This is a genomic window from Dermabacter sp. (assembly GCF_032550575.1).
Taxonomy (GTDB): Bacteria; Actinomycetota; Actinomycetes; order Actinomycetales; family Dermabacteraceae; genus Dermabacter; species Dermabacter hominis.
Map to the genome: position 1 here is coordinate 41,690 of NZ_JAWFZC010000005.1, position 25,181 is coordinate 66,870.

Annotated in this window: 23 protein-coding genes; 16 read left to right on the forward strand and 7 right to left on the reverse strand. The window is 64.7% G+C overall.

The genetic code is table 11. The features are described 5' to 3' along the window. Nucleotides 1–7: 7 nt before the first annotated feature. From E6X30_RS06530 to E6X30_RS06540, 3 genes are all read right to left on the reverse strand, one after another. Nucleotides 8–1,099: a folate-binding protein YgfZ gene (locus E6X30_RS06530; RefSeq protein WP_016663261.1), complete on the reverse strand. Its 1,092-nt coding sequence runs from the start codon at nt 1,097–1,099 to the stop codon at nt 8–10. Next, nucleotides 1,096–1,776: a heme-binding beta-barrel domain-containing protein gene (locus E6X30_RS06535; RefSeq protein WP_016663260.1), complete on the reverse strand. Its 681-nt coding sequence runs from the start codon at nt 1,774–1,776 to the stop codon at nt 1,096–1,098. Before E6X30_RS06535 ends, E6X30_RS06530 begins: the two co-directional genes overlap by 4 nt. Nucleotides 1,777–1,857: 81 nt before the next feature. Further along, a complete protein-coding gene (locus E6X30_RS06540) occupies nt 1,858–2,661 on the reverse strand; it encodes a hypothetical protein (RefSeq protein ID WP_316335926.1) in 804 nt (267 codons plus the stop codon). A 130-nt stretch (nt 2,662–2,791) separates the two neighbouring features. Here E6X30_RS06540 and E6X30_RS06545 point away from each other — a divergent pair, with 130 nt between their 5' ends. From E6X30_RS06545 to E6X30_RS06585, 9 genes are all read left to right on the forward strand, one after another. Next, nucleotides 2,792–3,727 (forward strand): NUDIX hydrolase, encoded by a 936-nt coding sequence (locus E6X30_RS06545; protein WP_016663258.1) that lies wholly within the window; start codon nt 2,792–2,794, stop codon nt 3,725–3,727. Between the two features lie 227 nt (nt 3,728–3,954). Next, a complete protein-coding gene (gene pstS / locus E6X30_RS06550; RefSeq protein ID WP_016663257.1) occupies nt 3,955–5,070 on the forward strand; it encodes a phosphate ABC transporter substrate-binding protein PstS in 1,116 nt (371 codons plus the stop codon). A gap of 110 nt (nt 5,071–5,180) precedes the next feature. After that, nucleotides 5,181–6,179, forward strand: coding sequence for a phosphate ABC transporter permease subunit PstC (gene pstC, locus E6X30_RS06555; protein WP_016663256.1), 999 nt, complete (start codon nt 5,181–5,183; stop codon nt 6,177–6,179). Between the two features lie 11 nt (nt 6,180–6,190). Beyond that, nucleotides 6,191–7,375, forward strand: coding sequence for a phosphate ABC transporter permease PstA (gene pstA / locus E6X30_RS06560; RefSeq protein ID WP_016663255.1), 1,185 nt, complete (start codon nt 6,191–6,193; stop codon nt 7,373–7,375). A 33-nt stretch (nt 7,376–7,408) separates the two neighbouring features. Further along, nucleotides 7,409–8,188 carry a phosphate ABC transporter ATP-binding protein PstB gene (gene pstB / locus E6X30_RS06565; RefSeq protein WP_016663254.1) on the forward strand — a complete coding sequence of 260 codons (780 nt, stop codon included), beginning with the start codon at nt 7,409–7,411 and terminating at the stop codon, nt 8,186–8,188. A 228-nt stretch (nt 8,189–8,416) separates the two neighbouring features. Continuing rightward, a complete protein-coding gene (locus E6X30_RS06570) occupies nt 8,417–9,163 on the forward strand; it encodes an ABC transporter ATP-binding protein (RefSeq protein ID WP_101687000.1) in 747 nt (248 codons plus the stop codon). Beyond that, a complete protein-coding gene (locus E6X30_RS06575) occupies nt 9,160–10,515 on the forward strand; it encodes an FtsX-like permease family protein (RefSeq protein WP_016663252.1) in 1,356 nt (451 codons plus the stop codon). Before E6X30_RS06570 ends, E6X30_RS06575 begins: the two co-directional genes overlap by 4 nt. Nucleotides 10,516–10,612: 97 nt before the next feature. Next, nucleotides 10,613–10,954: a rhodanese-like domain-containing protein gene (locus E6X30_RS06580; RefSeq protein WP_034370786.1), complete on the forward strand. Its 342-nt coding sequence runs from the start codon at nt 10,613–10,615 to the stop codon at nt 10,952–10,954. A 54-nt stretch (nt 10,955–11,008) separates the two neighbouring features. Then, nucleotides 11,009–11,725, forward strand: a complete 717-nt coding sequence (locus E6X30_RS06585; protein WP_070459136.1) for an SDR family oxidoreductase — start codon at nt 11,009–11,011, stop codon at nt 11,723–11,725. Here the strand turns inward: E6X30_RS06585 and ppdK are convergent. The 3 genes from ppdK to purB form a co-directional block, all read right to left on the reverse strand. Continuing rightward, nucleotides 11,722–14,454 carry a pyruvate, phosphate dikinase gene (gene ppdK / locus E6X30_RS06590; protein ID WP_070459135.1) on the reverse strand — a complete coding sequence of 911 codons (2,733 nt, stop codon included), beginning with the start codon at nt 14,452–14,454 and terminating at the stop codon, nt 11,722–11,724. The genes E6X30_RS06585 and ppdK overlap by 4 nt on opposite strands. Nucleotides 14,455–14,600: 146 nt before the next feature. Beyond that, nucleotides 14,601–14,942: a metal-sensitive transcriptional regulator gene (locus E6X30_RS06595; RefSeq protein WP_246816547.1), complete on the reverse strand. Its 342-nt coding sequence runs from the start codon at nt 14,940–14,942 to the stop codon at nt 14,601–14,603. Beyond that, entirely contained in the window at nt 14,920–16,320 is a 1,401-nt protein-coding gene (gene purB, locus E6X30_RS06600; RefSeq protein ID WP_016663247.1) for an adenylosuccinate lyase, read from the reverse strand. The genes E6X30_RS06595 and purB overlap by 23 nt, the downstream gene beginning before the upstream one ends. 55 nt (nt 16,321–16,375) lie before the next feature. On the opposite strand from purB, the gene E6X30_RS06605 reads away from it, so the two are divergent. The 7 genes from E6X30_RS06605 to E6X30_RS06635 are packed head-to-tail and all read left to right on the forward strand — an operon-like array spanning nt 16,376 to nt 23,821. Further along, nucleotides 16,376–17,479 (forward strand): histidinol-phosphate transaminase, encoded by a 1,104-nt coding sequence (locus E6X30_RS06605; RefSeq protein ID WP_316335928.1) that lies wholly within the window; start codon nt 16,376–16,378, stop codon nt 17,477–17,479. 10 nt (nt 17,480–17,489) lie between these two features. Further along, the gene (locus tag E6X30_RS06610) at nt 17,490–18,635 is read left to right on the forward strand and encodes a thiamine pyrophosphate-dependent enzyme (protein WP_070459133.1); all 1,146 of its coding nucleotides are present in this window, start codon (nt 17,490–17,492) and stop codon (nt 18,633–18,635) included. Next, nucleotides 18,632–19,615, forward strand: coding sequence for an alpha-ketoacid dehydrogenase subunit beta (locus E6X30_RS06615; RefSeq protein ID WP_034370768.1), 984 nt, complete (start codon nt 18,632–18,634; stop codon nt 19,613–19,615). The genes E6X30_RS06610 and E6X30_RS06615 overlap by 4 nt, the downstream gene beginning before the upstream one ends. 36 nt (nt 19,616–19,651) lie before the next feature. Beyond that, complete coding sequence (locus E6X30_RS06620; protein ID WP_316335929.1) at nt 19,652–21,025, forward strand: dihydrolipoamide acetyltransferase family protein; 1,374 nt, start codon at nt 19,652–19,654, stop codon at nt 21,023–21,025. 17 nt (nt 21,026–21,042) lie between these two features. Further along, nucleotides 21,043–21,606, forward strand: coding sequence for a fluoride efflux transporter CrcB (gene crcB, locus E6X30_RS06625; protein ID WP_316335993.1), 564 nt, complete (start codon nt 21,043–21,045; stop codon nt 21,604–21,606). Beyond that, on the forward strand, nt 21,603–21,995 hold the full coding sequence (locus E6X30_RS06630; RefSeq protein WP_316335930.1) for a CrcB family protein: 393 nt from the start codon (nt 21,603–21,605) through the stop codon (nt 21,993–21,995). The genes crcB and E6X30_RS06630 overlap by 4 nt, the downstream gene beginning before the upstream one ends. Then, a complete protein-coding gene (locus E6X30_RS06635) occupies nt 21,992–23,821 on the forward strand; it encodes a CopD family protein (RefSeq protein WP_101687007.1) in 1,830 nt (609 codons plus the stop codon). Before E6X30_RS06630 ends, E6X30_RS06635 begins: the two co-directional genes overlap by 4 nt. Here the strand turns inward: E6X30_RS06635 and E6X30_RS06640 are convergent. Further along, nucleotides 23,760–25,166 carry an NAD(P)-binding domain-containing protein gene (locus E6X30_RS06640; RefSeq protein ID WP_016663239.1) on the reverse strand — a complete coding sequence of 469 codons (1,407 nt, stop codon included), beginning with the start codon at nt 25,164–25,166 and terminating at the stop codon, nt 23,760–23,762. The two genes, E6X30_RS06635 and E6X30_RS06640, sit on opposite strands and share 62 nt — an antisense overlap. Between the last annotated feature and the right edge of the window lie 15 nt (nt 25,167–25,181).

Consider the following 25,181-nt stretch of genomic DNA (forward strand, 5'->3'; position numbering starts at 1 on the left):
CTTTTGACTATCGGCGAAGCTGCGCCGTTTTCGGGCGTTGGCCGTGGTCGCGTTCGGCAACGATCGTGACTTGCGAGGCGTCGAGCCGCACGGTTGCCTCACCGACCTCGAAGGCAACGATGAGGGCGGCATCGTGGGGGACCGCGCGCTTGAGAACAGCCAGTGCAACCGGCCCTTCGTCGGCATGGAGCGCACTCGAGGTGAGCTCTCCCACCTTCTTGGATCCGAAGAAGACGTCCGCTCCAACGGGGGCGGGCATGTCCTGAGAGCCGTCAAGGTGGAGGCGCACGAGCCTCCGGGGTGGCTGACCAAGATTGAGAACCTTCGCGACCGTTTCTTGGCCACGATAGCAGCCCTTAGCCGTGTGAACGGCGGTGCGCAAAAGATCGAGCTCATGCGGGATCGTTTTTTCATCGACCTCCCGCACGAGACGAGGGCGATGATTCACGATGCGCAGCGCCTCCGCTGCCCACAGTCCCGCGAAGAGTTCGGGTTTTCTCAGTGGCGCGTCCGGCTTGCGAAGCTCGGCGTCGCTCACGAGCGACAGCCGCCAAGGCTCGGGAAACTCCGGATCGGGACCATAGGCCACACCGCCGACAGCGACCTTAGGCCAGTGCTGGATCCACACGGCTGCGGGGGCGGGCGCCTCGCCGCAGACGTCCGCAAGCGGAGCGCACGATCCGAGCACGTGGAGGTCGTCGCGGTCGACGAGGTCGATACGGTTGGCGAACGTCATGAGCTCGAGATACGCGCGAAGACGCTCGCGCGTGCCCGGATCGGTGATGAGGAAGAATGAGTCGCCGCCAGTTGCCACCTGCATGAATGCTTCCACTCGCCCCTGTGGGCTGAGCACGCATGCCTCGAATGAGTCGCCCTCGGCGCGATCGGTAAATACCTGGGAGGTCACGGTCGTGAGCCACGGGGCGCGATCTTCACCTCGCACTTCGAGAACCTCGAAGTGGCCAAGATCGACGATGGCCCTGCCCGCTACAAGCCGCCGCTGCTCACGCAGGGGAGCACCGTAGTGCGCGGGGACCGCGGCATCGGGCCCGGTCTCCTCGTGGATCGCGCGAAAACTGATGAGGGGAGCGGGGCTCACGCCTCTGCCTTACCTTCATCGGCGGCACGGTCGAGCTCGACCGAAAGATACGGGCGCAGCGACGCGGGGGAGGAGCCGACCTCTTGAAGCCACATGAGGCGCCCGCCCACGAGCCCAAACATGCGCGCACCGTGAGAATCGGCGCCGTTTGCCCCACCGAGGTCTTGGGTCGCGAGCTGGATACGCGGGCCGCGCACCTCTCCCGCCCAGTGTTCTGCGGGCGTGAGGCCAAATGCGCCTCGGCGCTGCATGGTCAGGCTCACGCCGTGAGACAGATAGCTTTCGGGGCTTCCGGGCTTCGCGTTTTGCGCGGCCTCTTCGTCCTGGCCGGGAAGCACTCCCGTCGTGCGCCACGTGCCCTTTTCCTCAAGGAGAAGCTCGCGCACAAGCTCGGTCGCGTTCGTTGATTGGGAGGCGTCGGGCCCTTCCTCACCCTTCTCGTAGAACGCCGTTGTTGGCGGTTCGGGAGCAGGCGAGTCGAGAACCCACGTGCGCATCGACCATGCGAGCCCACCGGAGGAATCCGGGGCCACGGTGAGACGCTGCTCGATCGCGCGACCGACCTCGTCGCCGTTTTCTCCCCTGAGCTGTACGGCGCCGGTGCCCTCCCAGGCGCCCACGAGCCACGCGAGCGGGTAGAGCGACGGGTCGAGATTCTCATCGATGACGATGGGCACAAGAACTCCCTACTGACTAGTGGTGAAAGAACACGTCATTAACGTTTCGCGCGGTGGGCGTATTCCCCGGTACGCACATCCCTACGCGGTGGGGATGACGGTGAGTCCGAGGTCGGCGGGGACGTAACTGAGGGCGACCTCGAGGAACAGTAGCGCGAGGATGCCCGTAAGGGCGATCGGCGCGATGGCAACGGCGAGGGACCGGCGCGGAGCGGACGCTCCGATCACGCGCGAGAGGAGGAAGAACACGAAGAGTGCAGCGGTGCACAGGACCGCCCCTGCGAGTGTCGACATCGCGATGATCGACGGGGGGTAGTGGAGAGCCCACCCGAGGAACCCGGAGGTGAGTGCACCGAGCGTGATCGCGCCGCTGACACGCGCCGGGGCGGGAAGCGGAAGCGCGAGGAACAGGGTGCCGAGCGCGAGTCCCATCGTCATAGCAAGGAGGAATCCGACGGTTGCGGGCCCGTTCGTCGAGGCGAGGGACCAGCATTTCAGCCAGATGACGGTGAGGGTCGCGATGAGGGCGCCGCTTGCCGTTCCCGAAATGGACAGCGTGAGGCGTGAGCGCTCGCGGCGAAGCATTTCGTGGGCAAAACTCAGAAAGAGTGAAACGGCGATGACGATTACGAGCTTCGATGTGAGGCCCGTCGTGCCGAAGATGAGTGCGAGGGCGAGCGAGCCCAGGCCTGCGAGGGCCATGATGATCGCGCTGCCCGTTCGACTCGGAAGTTCGAGCAGGCGCGGCCAACTCACGCACATGAGCACAACGAAAAGAGCGAGGATGCCGGCGAGGGTCTCGCCGCTGTAGACGGGAAGGGCCATGGCGGCGGCGAGTGCGAGTGCACACGCGCCCGTGAGGGGTGCTCGCTCACTCGGTGTCATGCTTCAACCAATCATTTCTATGGATTACGCCTCATGGAAGTCTACGGTCCCGCGTGTGCCAAACGCACGTGGGAGGGGCGTACTACACTTGGGGAGGCCCTGAGCTGTCGTTTCGAGGAGAGTTAATCCCGTGGCACGCGAACAATCCCCGATCCTCGCGGCAGGAGCGCTCGTTTGGCGTGAAAAGCGCGGTAAGCTGCAGGTTCTTCTCGTGCATCGGCCGAAGTACGCAGACTGGTCGATTCCGAAGGGGAAGCTTGAGGCGGGTGAGTCCTTCGTCGCGGCGGCGATTCGCGAAGTGGAGGAGGAGACCGGGTACCGGATCCGTCTTGACCGCCCTCTTCCGACGGTTGACTACCGCACGAACGGCCGACCGAAAACGGTGCGGTACTGGGTAGCGCGGGTTCGCGCCCAGGCGGGCCCGGGCCCTAAGAATCCCAAGGAGATCGATAAGGTCGAGTGGGTCGAGGCATCAAAAGCTCTGGAAATTCTCACGCGCAAATCCGATCGGGATCTCCTCACCCGCCTTCTTGATTTCGCGAAGGAGGGTGAGCTCGATACGACGCCGGTGATCGTCCAGCGTCACGCCGCCGCGCAGTCGCGTGCGAAGTGGCGCAAGGGGGATGAGAGAACGAGGCCGCTCAGGCGCAAGGGACGCAAGCAGGCGGCGGCGCTGCCCCCACTACTTGGCGCGTACGCCCCGAAGACCGTCGTGACCTCGCCTTGGCGTCGCTGCCTCGAAACGATCGAGCCGTTTGCGCACGAGGGTGGGATTGACATCGTTGAGAAACCCGAGCTCACCGAACACGCGCATGAGAAGCGGCCGGCGCGTGCTGCCGCGGTCATGGAGCGAGCGATTGCCGAAGCGGCACGTACCGTCGTCTGTACTCACAGACCCGTGCTGCCGACCATTATTGCGGCTGCGAAGCACGCGTGCACGAAGGAGGCGCGGGGGAAGCTCCCTCGCGAGAACCCGTACCTCGCGCCGGGGGAGATGCTCGTGTTGCACACGAGTGAACGCGGTCGCATCGTTGATGTGGAAAGGCACCTTCCCAACATCGGTTAGAGCCCATGACAGCGGTGATGTGCCCCACGTTGAACGGGCGCAATTAGTGGCAAAGGATGCCTCTGAGCAGGGAAAAGTCTGTTATACGAGACGCCTGGCTGAAAATTCTCGCATGAGTTCACCGTTTGTTTACCTGGGAATACTCGCGGCGTCACTTGGGGCTTCTACGTTCGTTGTGTCCACCTACGACCCGTATCCCAGGCTTTAGCAGCCTCGAAAGGACACTCGTGAACCTCAAGAAGAAGTTCGTTTCCGCAACCGCCCTCGGCCTCGCAGGCGCCTTCGCTCTCGCAGCGTGCGGTGGCGACTCCTCCGACAAAGGCAAGAGCGAAGGCACCAAGGGCTCGTCGAGCGCATCCGGTGACGTCTCGGGCACCCTCGCAGGCGCCGGCGCTTCCTCGATGGAAGACGCACAGGGCGCGTTCATCGGTGGCTTCATGGCTCAGAACTCGGGCGCCACGGTGACCTACGACGCTGTTGGCTCGGGTAAGGGCCGCGAGCAGTTCCTCGCTTCCGCCACCAACTTCGCCGGCTCGGATGCCTACCTCAAGGATGAAGAGGTTGCCAAGTCGAAGGATCGTTGCTTCGGCGGCGAGGCTTTCGACATCCCCGTCTACATCTCCCCGATCGCGGTTGTGTACAAGCTCGACGGCGTGAAGGATCTCCAGCTCTCGCCCGACACCCTCGCGAAGATCTTCGCTGGCGACATCAAGAAGTGGAACGACGAGGCCATCAAGGCTGACAACCCCAACGTTGAGCTCCCTGACCTCGACATCGTTCCGGTGCACCGCTCGGACAAGTCGGGCACCACCGAGAACTTCACCGAGTACCTCGCTGCCGCCGCCCCCGATTCGTGGAAGCACGGCGCTATCGAGACTTGGTTCGAGGATGGCGGCCAGTCGGGTGAGAAGACCTCGGGCCTTATCAACACCGTTCAGGGCGGCAACGGCACCATCGGTTACGCCGACGCCTCGAAGGCTGGCGACCTCGGCACCGCCAAGATCAAGGTCGGCGACGAGTACGTCGGCTACAGCGCTGATGCTGCTGCCAAGGCCGTTGAGGTTTCGCCGAAGGTTGAGGGCCGTAGCGAGAACGACATCGCCCTCGAACTCGCTCGCGACACCAAGGAAGCCGGCTCGTACCCGATCGTCCTCGTGTCCTACATGGTCATGTGCGACACCTACGAGAAGAAGGAAGATGCCGATCTCGTCAAGGCTTACGCTTCTTACGTGATCTCGGAGCAGGGCCAGAACGACGCTGCTCAGGCTGCCGGCTCGGCCCCCCTCTCGGCTAAGCTCCGCGAGGACGCCCAGAAGTCGATCGACGCCATCAAGGCTAAGTGATCCGCAGCTGACGCCTAAGGCGTAACGGTGCGCCGCCGAGCCCACCAGGGTCGGCGGCGCACCTGTCGTTCAGTCCATTCTTTCCATCCCCTACCGTCAGGAGCGTGCGCGTGAGCACAGCGGCTGCCGAAAACAGCACACCCGCCAAGGGCGCCCCCGAACCTCCGGGCAACGAGAAGAAGGCGAGCTTCAAGAGCTCGGGTGCGCGTCCAGGCGACGCAATTTTCTCGTCGTTGAGTGTCGGGTCCGGCCTCATCATTTTTGCCGTGCTCGCGGCAATCTTCATCTTCCTTCTTATTCAGTCGCTCCCGGCGATTGAGAACTGGAATGCGATCCCCACCAACTCGGGCAAGCAGAACCTCCTTGAGTTCGTCGGCCCACTGGTGTTCGGCACGGTGCTCGCCTCACTTCTGGCGCTGATTATTGCCGCTCCGATCGCTATCGGGATTGCGCTCTTCATCTCTCACTACGCGCCACGCAAGCTCGCGATGCCGATCGGATACGTGATCGATCTCCTTGCCGCGGTGCCGTCGGTTGTCTTCGGTCTGTGGGGTGGCGTGTGGCTCGTGCCGCTCATGCAGCCGCTCTACACGTTCCTCAATACCAGCCCGCTCACGAGCTGGATCCCGTTCTTCCAGGGCAACCCGCACGCCCCCATGCGTAACGTGATGACCGCCTCGATCGTCCTCGCCGTCATGATCCTCCCGATCATCACCGCCGTGAGCCGCGAGGTCTTCCTCCAGACCCCAGGTCTCCAGGAAGAGGCCGCGATTGGACTTGGCGCCACGAAGTGGGAAATGGTGCGCATGGTCGTCCTTCCCTTCGGCCGCAACGGCGTTGTTTCGGCGTGCATGCTCGGCCTCGGCCGCGCACTCGGTGAAACCATGGCTGTGCTCATGGTGCTCAGCCCCGGCTACACCTATTCGCTCCACCTCCTTGAGGTCGGTAGGCACATGACGATCGCCTCGTTCATCGCCTCGCAAAATGCCGAATCCACCGGCATTGACATGGCAAAGCTCATTTTCGCGGGTCTCGTCCTGTTCCTCATCACGTTCGTCATCAACGCGCTCGCCCGCTGGATCGTGGCCGCTAGCGCACGTAAGAAGTAGGGGGCTCAGAAATGAGTGAAGCAACCGCAACCCTCAATGCCTCCAACCCCGGCCCGAAGGGCAAGAGAAGCTCGAGCTTCCTGAACGCCGGCGAGCGTCGCCTGCCCTGGTGGCACATGGTGCTCACGGGCGTCGTCGCCCTCGTACTCGTCTCGATCCTCCTGCTTGTCACGAACTCCTTCACCCTTCCGGCCGTCATCGTCCTGGGCTTCTTCGCCCACCTCGTGATTGGCTACATCTACTCGCGAGTGCGCGAAGGTGAGCGATGGGCGAAGGATCGCCTCATGACGCTCATTCTCATCGGCGCCTTTGCGACCGCGATGATTCCGCTCGTGTCCCTCCTGCTCGAGGTGCTCTCGAAAGGCGGGCCGCGCCTGCTCACGCCGGGCTTCCTCACGGGAGACATGCAGGGCTTCAATGGCGGCGCTGACGGCGGTGGCATTCTCCACGCCATCGTGGGAACGCTCATCATTACTCTCGGGGCTTCGATCATCTCGATCCCCATCGGTCTTTTGACCGCCATCTTCCTCGTGGAGTACGCCCAGACCGGGTGGCGTAAGACCCTCGGCAAAGGCATTACCTTCCTCGTTGACGTTATGACGGGTGTCCCGTCGATCGTCGCGGGTCTGTTCACGCTTGCGCTTTTCACGACGCTCACGGGCGAGGCCGGCCTGCGTATGGGTGCCATGGGCTCCGTTGCCCTGTCGGTTCTCATGATCCCGACCGTCGTTCGATCGAGCGAAGAGATGATTCGCCTCGTTCCCCTCGAACTGCGCGAAGCCGCCTACGCCCTCGGCGTGCCGAAGTGGCTTACGATCGTTCGCGTCGTGCTCCGTACCGCGATCGCCGGTCTCGCCACTGGCGTTACCCTCGCTATCGCTCGTGTCATCGGCGAAACAGCGCCGCTCATGTTCACGATCGGCGTGGTCCAGATGCTGAACCCCAACCCGTTCAAGGACCGCATGATGGCGCTGCCCACCTACATCAACCAGCAGTACAGCTTCGGCCATGCTGTGTGCGGCAAGTCTGGCGAGAAGGTCCTCAACTACTTCACGCGTGAAGAATTCGCGTGTAATCCCGATATCAACTATCAGAGGGCGTGGGCGGCTGCACTGACGCTCATCATTATCGTGATGGTGCTGAATATTTTCGCCCGCCTCGTTTCCCACTACTTCTCGCCGAAGACCGGCCGCTAAGCCCTCACAGGCTGATCTTTGAAAGGATCTCAGATGTCACAGAGCATTGACGTGAAGAACCTCAACGTCTATTACGGCGACTTCCTGGCCGTCGAGGACGTCAACGTCAAGATTGATTCCCGTAGCGTCACCGCCCTCATCGGCCCCTCCGGCTGCGGCAAGTCCACCTTCCTGCGCACCCTCAACCGCATGCACGAGGTCATTCCCGGTGCATACGCCGAGGGCGAGGTCAACATCGGTGGCGAGAACATTTACGGCCCCGGTATCGACCCCGTGAATGTCCGTCGCCGCGTCGGCATGGTCTTCCAGAAGGCGAACCCGTTCCCGACGATGTCGATCGCCGAGAACGTTCTCGCGGGCGCCAAGCTCAACAACAAGCGCCTCTCGAAGAGCGAGGCCGATCAGCTCGTCGAAGAGTCACTTCGCGGCGCGAACCTTTGGGAAGAGGTCAAGAACCGCCTCAACAAGCCCGGCGGCGGCCTCTCCGGTGGCCAGCAGCAGCGCCTGTGCATTGCCCGCACGATCGCCGTGAAGCCTGACATTGTTCTTATGGACGAGCCGTGCTCGGCGCTCGACCCGATCTCGACTCTCGCGGTCGAGGATCTCATTCATCAGCTCAAGTCTGAGTACACGATCGTCATCGTGACTCACAACATGCAGCAGGCCTCGCGTGTGTCCGACAAGACCGGCTTCTTTAACATTGCCGGCACGGGTACCCCGGGCAAGCTCATCGAGTTCGATGAAACGACCAAGATCTTCAACAACCCAGCGATGGAAGAAACCGAGCGTTACATCTCCGGTAAGTTCGGCTGATCGGCACGCCCCACATGGGGCGCCACTCGCAACGCAAGGCGCGGTGACGGGATAACCCCGGGCCGCGCCTTTCGCCTACCCGGCGTATCGCGCCGAAAGTATGAGGGCTGATCCGTCTGGGGGTGGAATCGACGCGACGCATCCTCGCAAAAACATCCGCCCCGCGTCAGGTGCGAACGGTCCCGGGGATCGATGCGTGAGCGACCGCCTCCACGAGAGCGTAGAGGCATGACAACACCACACAAGTTTCCACCTTCCTCTGTTGCCCAGCCAGCCGTCGGAACCGTTCCCGGCGCCTGCCCGATCGTCCTTTCGGCGCGCAATCTCTCGCTTGCCTATGACGCACATACACACGCCCTGAGAGGCGTGGATCTTGATATCTACTCTGGTCAAAGCCTCGCCATTATGGGGCCGTCGGGTTGCGGCAAGTCGACCCTGCTGCACTGCCTCGCGGGAATCCTCGCGCCGACTGGCGGCCGGGTTCTTTACGGCGAACGCGATCTGCGCGACATGCGCGATGCTGCGCGAACGAAGTTGCGCCGCACCGATTTCGGTTTTGTTTTCCAGGATGGCCAGCTGCTCCCTGAACTGAGTGCCCTCGAGAACGTGATGCTCCCGCGGATGCTTGCGGGTGTCTCGCGGCGGAAGGCAAAGGGAATGGCGAAGCATTGGCTCGCTGCGCTTGGGCTTTCGGGGCTCGAGGAGCGCCGGCCCGGTCAGCTCTCGGGCGGCCAGGCGCAGCGTGTCGCTATCGCCCGTGCCCTTGCGGGGGAGCCGTCGGTTGTGTATGCCGATGAGCCCACCGGGGCGCTCGATCAGAAGACCGGCCAGGAGGTTCTCCATCTGCTCCTGCAGGCGACCGCTGATGCCGGTAGCGCGCTCGTGATGGTGACACACGACGAGGGCGTTGCGGCTGCGTGTGCGCGCACGATCGTGATGCGCGACGGCCAGATCGAACGGGAGCTTGTGCGATGAGCGCCCTGCTCATGCTTGTGCGGGGGAGACGATCTCTCGCGAACGCTCTCCCGGTGATCGCGTTCGCGGCGGCGACGGCGATCGTGTGCACGGTTCTTGCGGGCACGGGCGCTTTCTATGGGCGGCTGGGTCCGAGCGGTTTTGAAGCGACAGATCCATCGGCGTCGCCCGAAGCACAGATCACACCGCTGCTGGTGATCTGTGCGGTCTTCGCGTGCGTGCTGCTCGTCCCGAACGCGATCGCCCTCGGTGGGGCGGCGGCTCGACTGTCCCTCGCGCGCCGCGAAAAAGACTTGGCTGCGGTTCGGCTCGTTGGGGGCACGCGCGCGCAGGTGGCGGGGGTCGCGGTGTCCGACGTCGCCTGGCAATCAGTCGTGGGCGCGGTGATCGGCGTTGCCTGTCACGTTGCACTCGCGTGGCCGCTTTCGCATCTCGATTTCGGGATCCGGAAATTTACGGCTGCGGAGCTCATCTTGCCGTGGTGGGCTCTCGCCCTTACGCCTTGTGCTCTTGCGCTGTTTGCCTCGGTCTCCGCGTCGATCACCCTCACGGGGGTTGCCTTGAGTCCCCTCGGAATTGCCCGAGGTGCGCACAAGGTGCGCATGTCGGTCATGCGCCTTCTCGTATGGGTGTTGAGCATCATTGTGTTCTTCGCGGTGGCGCAATTCCTTCCCCGCATCCAGGGCGTGTCGCTCGGCGCTGTGATTGTGGCGGTGGTGTTGACCGTGGGAATAATGGTCTTCTCCGTGAATCTCGCTGGTCCGTTTATCGTGTGGGTCATCGCGCGCATCGTTGCGTCCCTCGCGCCGACACCGAGTCTCCTCGTGGGGGCGCGGCGTCTGTGCGCCGATCCGCGCGCGGGCTGGAGGGCGGTCTCGGGCGTGACGATTGCGCTTGTCGTTTCCGGTTTTGCCTCGATTGTGACGTCGCTGCCGAGCGTGGATGAATCCTCGCGGCTCATGAACCAGGCGCTCTTGACGGGTGCTGTGCTGACGGTGGGGATCGCGACGGTGCTCGCGGCTGTGAGTACCGGTGTCACCCACACCGCGCGAGTGATCGATCAGGCGTCGAGGTACCGCTCCCAGCACGTTGCTGGCGCGAGTATCAGCCAGCTGCACCGTGCACGGATCGCGGAGATCGCGATTCCCGTCGCGATCTCCCTCGCGGTCTCCGTGTTCATGGCGGCGCTCGTTCTTTTCTCGCTCATGGGCTCGGCAGCATCGGATCCTCTTGTCGCAGTGGGGTTCGTCGTGAGCGTCGTGGCCGCACTCGGGCTCGTGTCGGCGTCGGCCCTCGTGAGTTCCCCGCTCGTGGCCCGGGCGGCGCGCGCCCGCGTGCGCGCAGCAGGCTGAAACTTGCCGTGGGCGAACATGAGCACCGGCACCTCGGAACTTCCCGGAGTGCCGGTGCTTGTGGCCAACACGGAGCGAATCCCTCTAGGCTGAACGCATGGATTTCGAAACCGTTGACCCGCTGAGTGTCCCCGAGGGCGCCCTCCTTTTCGACATACGTGAGCAGGATGAGTGGGACGCGGGGCACGCGCCAAGCGCTCGCCATCTCCCCGCGAGTAGCCTCGCCGCACATCTCGATGAGCTCTTTGTGGAGGATGACGAGGGACGCGAGCGGGACATTTACCTCGTGTGCCGCTCGGGTGGGCGCTCCTCGCAGGTCGCTCAGTGGCTCGCCATGCAGGGAATCGAGGCGATCAATGTGGGCGGTGGAATGGATGCGTGGCTCATGCAGGGGCTGCCCGTTGTCACCGATGAGGGGGAACCCGGGCGCGTGCTTTAGCCCCGAGTGTTCCGAGGGCAGGCCTCCTCGAGGCGAACGTGACACAGTGGGGTTATGACGAATTCGAAGCCCCGCATCCTGATCACGGGCGCGACGCGCGGCATCGGCCGCGCAACCGCCTTCGCGCTCAAAGACTTCGCCCACCTCGTGCTCGTGGGCCGCGACGAAAAGGCGCTCGAAGCGCTCGTCGCCGAGCTACCGTCGGCCGAATATGTCCTGGCGGACCTTTCCGACTCGCAGAAGATTATCGACGGCATGCACGAGGCTCGCGAGAGCGGCGCCCTCGGAACAGGCAGCGGCGGGCTTGACGGCGCCGTGCTGAGCGCGGGCGTTCTCGCCGGCGACACGGTCGAAAACACCAAGCCGGGCGACTGGGAGTTCGCTCTCCACATGAACGTGACAGCGCAGGCCGTTCTCACCGCCCAGATCCTCCCGGAGCTTCGCGAGGCGCGCGGCACAATCGTGTTCGTGAACTCCGGCTCAGGCTTCACGTCGAAGCCCGGCAACGCCGTGTACTCCGCGACGAAGTTCGCCCTTCGTGCCCTTTCCGATTCGCTCCGCGAGGAGGAACGCGAGAGAGGTGTGCGCGTCGTATCGCTCCACCCGGGGCGCGTCGCGACCGACATGCAACGCGAACTGCGCGCCTACGAGGGTGGCGAATATGTGGAGAGCGACTACATGAAGCCCGAAACGATCGGCGAGGCCGTGCGCTACGCGCTCACGGCCCCGCCCGAGGCGAACGTCGACGTGCTCTCCATCCGCCCGCGCTAGTGGCTCATCTCGAAGTCATCCACGCTGAGTGTCGCGCGCCCCGCCTCGAGGCGCGCGACGGGCACGCGGAACGGTGAGCACGAGACGTAGTCGAGCCCGAGCCAGTTGAAGAAGTGAATCGAGCTCGGGTCTCCACCGTGCTCGCCGCACACGCCGACGTGGAGGTCCGGGTTGACGGCGCGGCCGCGTTCGGTGCCGATGCGTACGAGTTCACCGACGCCGAATTGGTCGATCGACTCGAACGGGCTCGTGAGGAGGATGCCGTGCTCCTTGTAGGTGAAGAAGAAGCCGGCCTCGACGTCGTCGCGTGAAAAGCCCCACGTGGTTTGCGTGAGATCGTTCGTGCCGAAACTGAAGAATTCGGCTTCTTCGGCGATCTCGTCGGCACGAAGGGCTGCGCGCGGCAGTTCGATCATCGAACCGATCACGGTGGTGAGCTTGAGGCCCGTTTCCTGCGTGACCGCGTCGCGAACGGCGAAAATTTCCTTCTTGATCTCACGCAGCTCACGCACGGAGCTTACGAGCGGGATCATGATCTCGACCTGCGGATTCAGTCCCTCGGCGCGGGCCTGTGCCTCGGCCTCGAGGATCGCGCGGGTCTGCATGCCGAAGAGGCCGGGGATAGAAAGCCCGAGCCGCACACCGCGAAGGCCGAGCATCGGGTTCTGCTCGTGCAGGCGCTTCACGGCCTCGAGCACTTTGATCTCGTGATCGTTGTGCTCGCCGCGCTCTTCAGCCTTCGCGATCCGCACCGAGAGTTCGGTGAGGTCGGGGAGGAACTCGTGCAGCGGCGGATCGAGGAGGCGCACGGTCATGGGCAGGCCGTCCATCTCGCGGATCATCTCGAGGAAGTCTCCGCGCTGGAGGGGCAGGAGCGCGGTGAGCGCTTCCTCGCGTTCCTCGGGGCTTGCGGCGAGGATGAGGTTCTCGACGAGCGTGCGGCGGTCGCCGAGGAACATGTGTTCGGTGCGCGTAAGCCCGATGCCCTGGGCCCCCATGCGGCGTGCCCGTGCGGCGTCCTCGGGGGTGTCGGCGTTGGCACGGACGAGGAGAGCGCGTTCGCGATCGGCGATGCGCATGAGCCGGTCGACGCTTGCCACGAGCTCTGCTTCTCCTTCGTCGAGGCTCTCGAGCGGCTTACCGGTAGCGCCTTCCAGGCTTGCACCGGATTCGAAGTAGGCGGCGACGGCACTCGGCTGCACGGGGACCTCTCCGAGGAATACTTCACCGCTTGTGCCATCAATCGACACGAGATCCCCGTCGCGCAGCACCACTTCACCATCGACGCGTACTTCGCGGGCGGCCTCATCGACGGTGAACGCCTCGACACCGCACACGCACGTGCGGCCGAGGCCGCGGGCAACGACGGCCGCGTGGGAGGTCTTCCCGCCGCGTGCCGTGAGCACGCCTTCGGCGGTGATCATGCCCGCGAGGTCGTCGGGGTTGGTCTCGCGGCGCACGAGGATCGACCGCGTGCCCTCTTTAGCGCGCGCGAGCACGTCCGCGGTGGTAAAGGCGACGTGACCGGTAGCGGCCCCCGGGGAGGCGTTCATGCCGCGGGCGAGGAGTACGCGCTCGGAATGAGAATCGAAGGCGGGGAACATGAGGCGCGAGAGTTGGTCACCGGTCACGCGCATGAGCGCCTCGTTCTCGGTGATCGCTCCCTCGTCGAGGAGGGCGGTGGCGATGCGGAACGCGGCAGCGGCGGTGCGCTTACCCACGCGGGTTTGAAGCATCCATAGCTTGCCCGATTCGACCGTGAACTCGATATCGCACAGGTCGCGATAGTGTCGCTCGAGCTTTTCCATGATGCCCACGAGCTCGCGATAGTTCTCGGGAAGCAGGTTCTCCATATCGGGAAGGCTCAGCGTGTTGCGAATGCCCGCAACGACGTCTTCGCCCTGAGCGTTGAGGAGGAAGTCGCCATACACGCCGCGAGCGCCCGTCGCGGGGTCGCGCGTGAAGGCGACACCGGTCGCGCTCTGGTCATCGAGGTTCCCGAAAACCATCGAACACACGTTGACGGCGGTGCCGAGGTCGTGGGGGATGCGCTCGGTGTTGCGGTACACGATCGCGCGCGGCGAATTCCACGAGTCGAACACCGCGTGGATACTCATGGTGAGCTGCGTGAACGGGTCCTGAGGGAAGGGCGAGCCGGATTCTTGCTCGATGATCTCTTTAAAACTCGCGACGACCCGCTCGAGGTCGCCTTCCGAAAGCTCGACATCGCTCGCGGCTCCCGCAGCCGACTTAGCGTCGTCGAGAACCGCCTCGAACAGTTCGGCATCGATATCGAGCACGGTACGCCCGAACATCTGCAGAAGGCGTCGGTACGAGTCGAGCGCGAATCGCCGTGAATGCGAGAGCTCCGCGAGCCCCTCGAGCGTCTCGTCGTTGAGGCCGACGTTCAGAACCGTCTCCATCATGCCGGGCATCGAGACCTTCGCGCCCGAGCGCACGCTCACGAGCAGGGGGTTCTTCGGATCGCCGAACGTGCGCCCGAGTTCCTTCTCGACACTCGCGAGTTCGCGTTTGACCTGGTCGGCAAGCACGCTCGGCTCATGGCCGTAGCGCATGTAGTACCGGCAGGCGTCGGTCGTGATCGTAAAGCCTGGTGGTACGGGAAGCCCAAGCTGGGTCATTTCGGCGAGATTCGCGCCTTTACCACCGAGCAGGTCGACCTGCTCGCGCGAGCCGGCGCTGAAAGGGTATACGTACTGATCACTCATAGCGGACCGTCCTCAAACACATCATTGTGGGGCTGGGGTGGCACCATTGTGCGCCCGGGTGAGCCAGAGCGCGAGGACTTTAGGGCGCGCGGAATCCGGTGGGCCGGAATTTTGGGTCCGACGGTTACCGGCAACCGTCGGACCCTTTACATCAGGCGTTTGACGGCCGTGAGCACCTCGGTGAGTTTGGCGTCGATGACGGCGGGGGAGCCGTCGGCGGCCGCATCGCGCACGCAGTGGCGTACGTGGTCCTCGACGAGCTCGAGCGAAACCGACTCAAGGGCGCGCTTGACGGCACTGACTTGCGTGAGGACGTCGATGCAGTACGTGTCGTCCTCAAGCATGCGCTGGAGTCCCCGCACCTGCCCCTCGATGCGCCTCAGGCGGCGTACGTAGGCGTCCTTGTCGGCGTGATAGCCAGGCGTGGTCCCGTGCGGGGTCGAGCAGCAGTCGTTCATGCGCAGATCAGCCCTCGAGGTAGTCGACAAGCGAGGAGGCGAGCCCCACGTAGGTCGCGGGGGTAAGAGCGAGGAGTCGCTCGCGCTCCTTCTCGGGCAGGCCGAGCGACGTGATGAACTCTCGCATCGCGTCGCCGTCGACGCGCTTGCCGCGCGTGAGTTCCTTGAGGCGTTCATACGGTGAATCCATACCCTCGACCCCCTGAATGCCGAGGGTACGCATGACGGATTGGACGGCTTCCCCGAGGACCTCCCAGTTGGCGTCAAGATCGCGTGCCATCTGCTCGGCGTCGGTATCGAGGCCGGCGAGCCCGCGCTTGAGGTTAGAGATCGCAAGGAGCGAGTGCCCGAAGGCGGGCGCGATGTTGCGCTGCGTTGTCGAATCAGTGAGGTCGCGCTGAAGGCGCGAGGTCACGAGGGTCTGGGCGAGGACGTCGAAGAGCGCCCCCGAGATCTCGAGATTGGCTTCGGCGTTTTCGAAACGGATCGGGTTCACCTTGTGCGGCATGGTGGAGCTTCCCGTGCCGCCCTGGGCGCTCAGGCGCTGGCGGAAGTAGCCGAGCGAGATGTAAGTCCACATGTCGGTCGCGAGGTTGTGCAGGATCCGGCCCGCACGCGCGACATCAGAATAGATCTCTGCTTGCCAGTCGTGGCTCTCGATTTGGGTCGTGAGCGGGTTCCACGTGAGGCCGAGGTGCTCCACGAAGCTCTTCGCGATCGCGGGCCAGTCGGTGTCGGGTACGGAGATGACGTGGGCGGCCCACGTGCCGGTCGCACCGTTGATCTTTCCGAGGATCTCGTCGCCCCTCAGACGCGCGATCTGGCGCTCGAGGCGGTAGGCAAACACGGCGAGTTCCTTGCCGAGGGTCGTGGGGGTCGCCGCTTGGCCGTGGGTGCGGCTCAGCATGGGGATGTCGGCGCATTCGCGTGCAAGCTGTGCGATGTCGGCCGTCAGGTCCGTGAGCGCGGGCAGCCACACGTCGTGAAGGGCGCCCTTGACCATGAGGGCGTAGGAGAGGTTGTTGATGTCTTCGCTCGTGCAGTAAATGTGCACGATTTCGGCGAGGGGCTCGAGGCTCGTGCCCGCGAGGCGGCGTTTGATGTAGTACTCGACGGCCTTGACGTCGTGCACGGTTTCACGTTCGATCTCGGCGTGCTCGGCGATGCCCTCGGCGCCGAAGTCCTCGGGAATTCGGCGAAGGAGCGCGCGCTCGTCGTCCGTGAGCGCGCGAAGGCCGGGAATCGCACCCTGGTCGAGGAGGTGGATCATCCATTCGGTCTCAACGACGATGCGGGTCCGGTTGAGGGCTGCTTCGCTGAGGTGGTCCACGAGCGGGGCGACCTGGGCGCGGTAGCGTCCATCGAGTGGGGTGAGCGGGAGGGCGGGGTCAATGTCACTAAGGCGCATGCTGCCATTTTGGCACGGACCGCGCGTGAGTGCCCCCGGCACGTACCATTCGTGCATGGCCGAAAACACTCACGTGCGCGCAACCCTCGAGTCAATTCCCTCGTACGTTCCGGGCAAACCGGCGCCGGCGGACGCCTTTAAGGTGAGCTCAAACGAATCGCCTTTCGCGCCTCTCGCGCAGATCCGCGAGGCGCTCGAGAGGGAGCTCGCCGGTCTCAACCGCTATCCCGATATGTCCGCGACCCGGCTTCGCGAGGCCCTCGCTGCCCTCCACGGTGTCGTGCCGGCCCAGATCCACGTCTCAACGGGTGCCTCGGCCGTCCTCGGCGACCTCGTGCGAGCGCTCGCCGACCAGGGGGATGAGGTGGTCTTCCCGTGGCGTAGCTTCGAGGCCTACCCGATCCTCGTCCAATCTCATGGCGCGAAAGCCGTCCCGGTCCCTCTCAACGCGCGCTACGAGCACGATCTTGAGGCGATGGCCTCGTGCGTCACCTCGCGCACGCGCCTGATCCTGTTGTGCTCGCCGAATAATCCGACGGGAACGGTGCTCGGAACTGCCGAGCTCGAGGCGTTTCTCGAGTCCGTACCCGATACCGTCACGGTCGCGCTCGATGAGGCCTACATCGAGTTCGCGGATCCTGACGTGCGCGCGGACTCGGCGAGCCTTTTCGAGCGCTTCGCAAACCTCGTGCGCGTGCGCACGTTTTCGAAGGTTCACGGCATCGCGGGACTCAGGCTCGGCTACGCGATCGCCCACCCGCGGCTCGCGGGTGCGCTGAATAAGGTCGCGATTCCATTCGGCGCCTCGAGCCTCGCGCAGGTAGCGGCGTGTGCGGCACTCGAGGAGCCCGCGTGCAGCGAACTCGAGCGGCGAGTCTCGTGGATCCGTGCGGAGCGCGCGCGAGTCGAGAGTGCGCTCGCGGGCCTCGAGCGTGGCTGCGCGTACGTGCCTTCGCACGGCAACTTCGTGTACCTCCCGCTTGGACAGCGCACGGGCGAGTTCGTGGAGTTTGCGCTTGAGCGCGGCCTCGTGGTGCGTGGCTATGGGTCCGACGGTTGCCGGATCACAATTGCGGAGGAAGCCGCGAACTCGCGCCTAATCGATGTCGTGAAGGAGTGGGGGACCAGACAGGCTGAAACCTACGCCACCGTAGGTTAGGCTTGGGACCGTGAGTGTTTTCCAGACAGCGATACCGACCCCCGCCTCGAGTGAACCGACGCTCCAGCTTCTTTCGCCCGATGGCACGCGCACGCCACACGATGAGCTCGATGCCGCGCTCGCGCACCTCGACTTCGACGACCTGCGCGGTTTTTACCGTGACATGGTGATCGTTCGCGCCGCTGACCACGAGGCAACCTCCCTCCAGCGCCAGGGGCAGCTCGGCCTGTGGGCGAGCGCCGTGGGCCAGGAGGCCGCGCAAATCGGTGCTGGGCACGCGGCCCGTGCGCACGACTACCTCGTCCCGACCTATCGCGAACACGGCGTCGCGTGGGCACGCGGGATCGAGCCGTGGAAGCTTCTCGAGGTATGGCGCGGAATCAACCATTGCGGCTGGGACCCGCGCGAGCTCATGACCCACCCGTACATGATCGTGCTCGGCGCTCAAGCCCCCCAGGCTGTTGGCTATGCCATGGGTATTACACGTGACGGCGCATGCGGCACGGGCGACCCGGAGGTCGACACCGCGGTTCTCGCGCTCTTCGGCGATGGCGCGAGCTCCGAGGGCGAGGTGTCCGAGGCTTTCACGTGGGCCGCGAGCTTCGAGGCGCCGATCGTGTTTCTCACGCAAAACAACCAGTGGGCGATCTCAACCGCAACGAGCGTACAAACGCGCGTACCGCTCGCGCAGCGCAGCCGCGGCTGGGGCATTCCCTCGGTTCGCGTGGATGGCAACGACGTGCTCGCGAGCTACGCCGTGAGCCGCCTTGCGCTCGATGCCGCGCGTGGAGGGCAGGGGCCACACTTCATCGAAGCTCTCACCTACCGTATGAACGCGCACACGACGAGCGATGAGCCGCGCATCTACCGCGGCGAAGACGAGGAGAAGCAGTGGGCTGCGCTCGATCCGATCGCGCGGTTCGAGGCGTACTTGCGGCGCGAGGACCAGCTCGACGACGCATTCGTGTCGCGCTGCGAGGAAGAGGGGCACGATCTGTCGATGAGCCTTCATCACCACATCCACGCGCTCGAGGATCCGGATCCGGTCCAGATTTTCGATCACGTGTACGTTGACGAGCATCCTCTCGTGGCAGAAGAGCGCGCCGAGTACATCCGCTATATCGAACAGTTCGAAGAGGAGGGCGAGGGCAAGTGAGCGTCGAAAAGCTTCCGATCGCCCGAGCGATCAACCTGGGGATCCGCGACGCGATGCGCGCGGACGACAAGGTCATGCTCATGGGCGAGGACGTTGCTCGCCTCGGCGGCGTGTTCCGCGTGACGCAGGGGCTGCTCGACGAATTCGGTGCACTGCGTGTCGTCGACACGCCGCTCGGGGAGGCCGGAATCGTCGGCACTGCCGTGGGGCTCGCCTATCGCGGGTACCGGCCAATTTGCGAGATCCAGTTTGACGGTTTCGTCTTTCCCGCCTACAACCAGATCACGACTCAGCTTGCGAAGACTCACTACCGCACCGAGGGGCGCGTGCGCATGCCCGTCGTTGTCCGCATTCCCTACGGAGGCGGCATCGGCGCGGTTGAACACCATTCGGAGAGCCCCGAGGCACTCTTCGCTCACACCGCTGGCCTGCGAATCCTTACCCCGTCGAACGCGAATGACGCCTACTGGCTGACGCGTCAGGCGATCGAATCCGACGATCCCGTCATCATGTTCGAGCCCAAGCGGCGCTATTGGGTCAAGGGCGAGGTCGACACCGATAACCGCCCCGCGCTCAAGCACTACGAGGCGAATGTCGTGCGCGAGGGTGCGGATCTTACGCTCGTGTCGTGGGGTCCGACGGTTCCCGTGGCTCTCGAGGCTGCCCAGGCGGCAGAAGAGGACGGCCTGTCACTCGAAGTGATCGATCTGCGAAGCCTCAACCCGATCGATTTCGACTGCATTCAGCGCTCCGTGACGAAGACGGGCCGGCTCGTCATCGTGCACGAGGCGCCCGTGTTTGGCGGCCTCGGCGGCGAAATTGCGGCGCGCATGACCGAACGCTGCTTCTATAGCCTGGAGGCGCCAGTGATGCGCGTGGGCGGTTACCACACGCCGTACCCGCCGGCACGCATGGAGCACGCCTACCTCCCCGACCTCGAGCGCGTGCTCGACGCCGTTGACCGTTGCCTCGACTACTGATTCACCGAGCACTGATTCACCCCGAAAGGTTCCCTCATGAGCAGCATCATCCAGATTTGCCTCACCGACCCCGGCGAGGGCCTCACCGAGGCTGAGATCATCGAGATCAAGGTCAAGGAGGGAGACCGGATCGAGATCAACGACCCGGTCGTGACGGTCGAAACAGCCAAGAGCGCCGTCGAGCTTCCCTCGCACGTCGCAGGCATCGTCGCCAAGGTGCACGTGAAGGAAGGCGACGAGCTCAACGTGGGCGAGCCCATGTTTGATATTGAGACCGATCCGGAGGCTGGGCAGGCGTCGGAACCCGACGCTCCCGAAAAGGCCGACGCTTCCGAAAAGCCCGAGGAGACCGAACCGAAAACCCTGGTGGGCTACGGCGCGCGCGAAACGCCCACACCGCGTCGCAAGAAGCGCGCGATCGCGCAGAGCGGTGCGGAACCGCAGGTCCCGATCGATCGCATCCTCGCGAAGCCGCCCGTTCGCAAGCTCGCGAAGGATCTTGGCGTTGCCCTCCACGACGTGCTCGCGACGGGGCGCGGCGGAGTTGTGACTCGCCAGGACGTGATCGCGGCGTCCCAGCGCTCGCTCGACGGCGCCCCCGAGCAGGCGGGCAGCTACTTCCCGAGCGAGGAGAAGCAGGCGCCCGACAACCTCGCTGGCCACATGAAGACCCCGAAGAGCCAACCGTTCCCCGGCGTGACGAGCGACGAGGAGACGACGCGCGTCCCGATCCGCAGCGTGCGTAAGCGCACCGCGGAGGCGATGGTGAGCTCGGCGTTCACGGCCCCCCACGTCACGGTGTTTAACGAGGTCGATATGACCGAGACCCTCGAGCTTCTCGACACGCTCAAGAAGAGCCGCGAGTGGAAAGACGTCAAGATCTCCCCGCTCGTCGTGCTGGCAAAGGCACTGCTCGTGGCGATCCGCCGCAATCCCGAGGTGAACGCGTCGTGGGACGAGGACAACCAGGAGATTGTCTATAAGCACTTCGTCAACCTCGGTATCGCCGCGGCAACCCCGCGCGGCCTCATCGTGCCGAACATCAAGGATGCGCACCTGCTCACGCTGCGCGAACTAGCGGTGAGCATCAACGATCTCGCCCAGACGGCACGCGCGGGCCAGACGCCGCTTTCGGCAACGCGCAACGGCACGATTACGATCACGAACTTCGGCGTGTTTGGCATTGATTCGGGCACCCCGATTCTCAATCCCGGCGAATCCGTCATCCTCGGCTTCGGTGCGATCAAAGACAAGCCGTGGGTCGTCGATGGCGAAATCGTCCCGCGCAAGGTCTGTTCGCTGGCCTTGAGCTTCGACCATCGCCTGATCGATGGCGCGCTCGGCTCCGAGCTTCTTCGCGACGTCTCTGCGGTTCTCGAAAACCCGAGCCTCGGGCTCGTTTGGGGCTGACGTACGCTAGAGCGGTGATGGACGACCAAGAAAGGCGCGAACGCCTCCGCCGCGAAGACCCGCTCATGCGCACGGCCGAGTTTTCGGCCGTCACGAGCACTGAGACGACCGCGATTCGCACCGTGCGCGTGCAGCCCAAAGCTCTTCCTTTCCGCAAGGGATTGTGGTGGGTGGCACTCGGTGGCGCCATCGGTGCGGTTGTGCGCTACGCCCTCGCCGTCATCCTCCCCACGACGACGACGCTCACACTCGTTGATCTCCCGTGGGGAACACTCGCTGCCAACATCCTCGGCTGCTTGATCCTCGGGGCGCTCACCGGTTACTGGGATGAGAACCCTCCGAAATACGCGCAGCTCCAGCTCGTGCTCGGCACGGGCTTTTGCGGTGGGTTCACGACGATGAGTACTTTCACGGGGGAGATTGCCGCGATCATTGGAGCGGGCTTTCCTCTCGAGGCCTTCAAGTACGTGACCGCGAGCGTCCTCGTGTGTGTGCTTGCGGTCGTGGGTGGGCTGCTCGCCGGCGCTCGCGTGGGCGTGATGAGTGCACGCGAGCATATCGAAAGGGGTGAGGAGTCATGATGACTGCGTTGATCGTCGCGTTCGGTGCCGCCGTCGGCTCCGTCGTGCGGTACGGCCTCACGTTCATCCCGGCCCTCACGCGCCCCTCGGGTCCCGATCAGGAACCTTCGCCCATCCCGTGGCCGACGTTCGTCGCGAACGTCGCCGCCTCATTTCTTCTCGCGATTGTGTTGCGTCAGCTCGGTGGCAGCACCGACTTCGTGTCCGCAAGCTTTGCGGCGCTCTTCGGCACGGGCTTTTGCGGGGCACTCTCGACCATGTCGACCTTCATGCTCGAAGTTGTGAAGCTCGTGCGGTCGCGTGCGACGGTGACCGCCCTCGGCTACTACGCGCTCAGCCTCGGATCGGCACTCGCGGCGTTTTGGCTCGGCATCGTGGTGACCGCGTGAGCCGTGCGCACTCGCGCGCGGTGCTCGCCGCGCTCATTATCGCTCTCGTCGCCCTCGCGGGCGGCACAGCTCTAGCGCTGGCCGGTGCCCGCTACGCGGCGGGCGACGCAGAGATTCTCCTCGTCAACGCTGGCCGCGCGACCGAGGCCCTGCTTCCCGTAAGCGCAGCTCTTGCCGCAGCCGCGGGTGCGCTCACGCTCGGCGGGTCGATTCTTGCGGGGTGGCTGCTTGATGCGTCGCCGGACAGTGGTGCGTGGTCGGCGCGCGCACGAGCGCGCGCCATGACGATCGCGTTCACGAGCGCTATCGTGTGGACGCTCCTGCTCGTTGTGCAGTTCATTCTCGCGTACTCGCTCTCGTCTGGACAGCCGCTCTTTTCCGCACATTTCGGCTCCGATATCGGCGTGTTTGCCGCGAGCGACCTCGGAGTCTGGAGCATGACCGCGATCGTCGCTGCGGCCCTCGCAAGCGCGGTCGGGGTCTCGGGGACAAGCGCGCGCACGGCGCGCGCAACGACGCTCACGGCCCTCGGGGCGATAGTCGCCAAGGGGATGACGGGGCACGCCGCGGGAAGTGTGAGCCACGAGAGCGCGACGAGTTCCATGTTCTTCCACCTTTTGGCGTTCTCGGCCTGGGTGGGGCCGCTACTCGTGCTCCAGTTTCTTCCCGCCCTTGAGCCGGGAGACGAGCCTGCAATGCGCCGCACGATCGGGCGCTTCTCCTCGCTCGCCCTCGTCGCGTGGATCGCCCTCGCGGTCTCTGGACTCCTCGCGATCCTCGCGCGCCTGAGCGCCATCAGTGAACTCTTCACCCATCCATACGGCCAGCTGGGCCTTGCCAAGGCGCTGTTGCTCCTCGCGCTCGGTGCGTGCGGTTATGCTCAGCGCCGCGTCCTCGCCCGGCGCACCACGCTCGGCCGCTCCGGCTTCCGCGAACTGGCGCTCTTTGAAATTCTCCTCATGGGTGCGGCGATTGGGTTGGCCGCGGCGATGTCGAGCGCGCCACCACCCGCACAAAACATTCCGCCGCCCGCCACCCCCGCGGGGATCCTCACGACCTATGCGCTCCCGCCCGATCCGCGCAGCCTTGCCGCGCTTGCGCAGATAAGGCCCGATATTTTCGCGATTGGTGCCTCGATCCTCGCGCTCACGTGGCTTCTCATGCGCGGCATCGCTCGGGGTGTAAGCGTGGCTGATCGCCGCTGGTTCATCCTCGCGCTCGTGCTCTACCCGCTGCTCGCCTCCAGCGCGCTTGCGGTCTATTCCCGCGTGCTGTTCAGCGCGCATCTCGCGCTCGCGCTTGCGCTTGCGATACTGCCCGGAAGCGCTCTTGGAATGGGGGTGGGCGATGCCGCGCTCGCGAAGATTCGGGGTGTGCTCAGCAAGCGTCGGGCCCTCGCGTTTGCCCTTTCGCTGGTGCCAGCGCTCACCCTCGCGTGCGCCTACCTCATCCCGGCGCTCATGCGGCGGCTTCTCGAATCCCACCCGGCGAACCTCGGGCTTGATCTCGCGATGATCGCGTGCGGCGCCCTGCTCGTCGTACTTGTACGCGCAGGGCAGAAGTGGGCCTTCGGGACCGGACTCGCGGGGATTGTCCTTGTTCTCGCCGTCATGGCACTTACGCCGTACGCGATCGCACCGAGCTGGTTTGGCGCGACCGGCCGCACGTGGCTCGCCGATACGCTCCGCGACCAGCATTGCGGCGCGAGCATCGCCGGAGTCATCATCGTGCTCTACGGCGCCGCGGTTTTCGCCGCTTTAGCCCTTACTTCTCGAAAATCGCGCGCGCGGTCGACAGGCGCGCCAGCAGACGTTCGCGGTCGGTGAGCGGGAGACGAATCGGCTGATCCTCGGGCAGCGAGTCGAGCGCGTTCTGCTCGGCCCACGGCGAAAGCTCCGCGATGCGCGTCGAACGGGTGGCGGTGCGCACGCGCGAGGCAACCCCTGAAAATGCGCCGCGAAGCCCCTTTTCGCTCGAGTGGGGAGCGGTGCGGCGCACGTCGGCGTCGGCGCGAGACTTGAGCTTTTCAAAGCGTGCGAGAGCGGGGGAGGTGGTGCCGGTCTCGATTTCCTCGAGGAATTCCTTCGTGGCATATGCCGCGATGTCCGCCTGTTGCGTGAGGATCGGCGTGACGCCGCCGAGCACGCGCACCTGGCCAAGGACGGCGAGGTCGCGGCGCGAACGCGGGAAGGCACCGAGGAAAAGATCGCTCGTGTATTCGGGATCGAGGTAGTCGGCTCCAGGCTCGTAACCGGTCGCGAACACGATCAGCTCGAAGCGCTCGAACGGCAGGTGAGCCGAGTCTTGAAGGATTTCGATACGGCGGTCGTTGACGAGCGTGAGGAACGAATCCGACACGATCGGTTCGTCCTCCATGACCGAGACCTCGGGCTTGGGTAGCCCCACGTTCTCCGGGCGGCCGATCGCGCGCTCAATGAGCTTCTCGGCGACCGTATCGTTGAAGGCTCGACCGAGGAAGGTCGGCTCGAGGCGGGCAAGGGAATCGCCCGCGAACGGACCCCATGTGCGCGGAACGACCCAGTGCGCTTCGGTGGGGTGAAGGGCCACGCGACGGTTCGCCTTCGCGAGCTCGACGGCGATATCGGCCGCCTCCTGGCCGCCACCGATCACGAGCACGTCCTTTTCAGCGGTGTCGTCGCCGCCCAGGAAGTTCTTCGAGTGGATAGTGCGAACGCCAGATTCGCGAGCCTCGTGCCACAGCGGCGGCAGGAAGGGACGCTGCGAGACCCCGTGCGCCGCGATGATGGCCGTGTACGGGCGTACTTCGCCGGAGGAGAAATCTACTTCCCACTCGCCCTCGCCGAACGAGCGAACGCTGCGCACCGCTTTGTTGGGTTCAAACCGTTCCGTGAGGCCGTGATGCGAGGCGTAGGCCCGAAGGTAAGTCGCGTATTCGTCGGTCGAGGGGAACGAGGGGAAGCTGACGGGCATGCGAAGGTCCTCGAACTGCGTATGCGACTTCGAGGTGGCAAGCTTCATGTTCGGCCAGGTCGGGGCGTCCTCGTTAGCGATGTTCCACACGCCACCCACGTGGTTTTGCGCATCCACAAGGTCGAAATCCACCCCGAGGGAGGAGAGAGCGGCGGCGGCCGCGAGACCCGAGGGGCCGGCTCCGATCACGAGAACGGATCCGCGTGTGAGTGCAGTCATGGCGGGGGTTTGCCT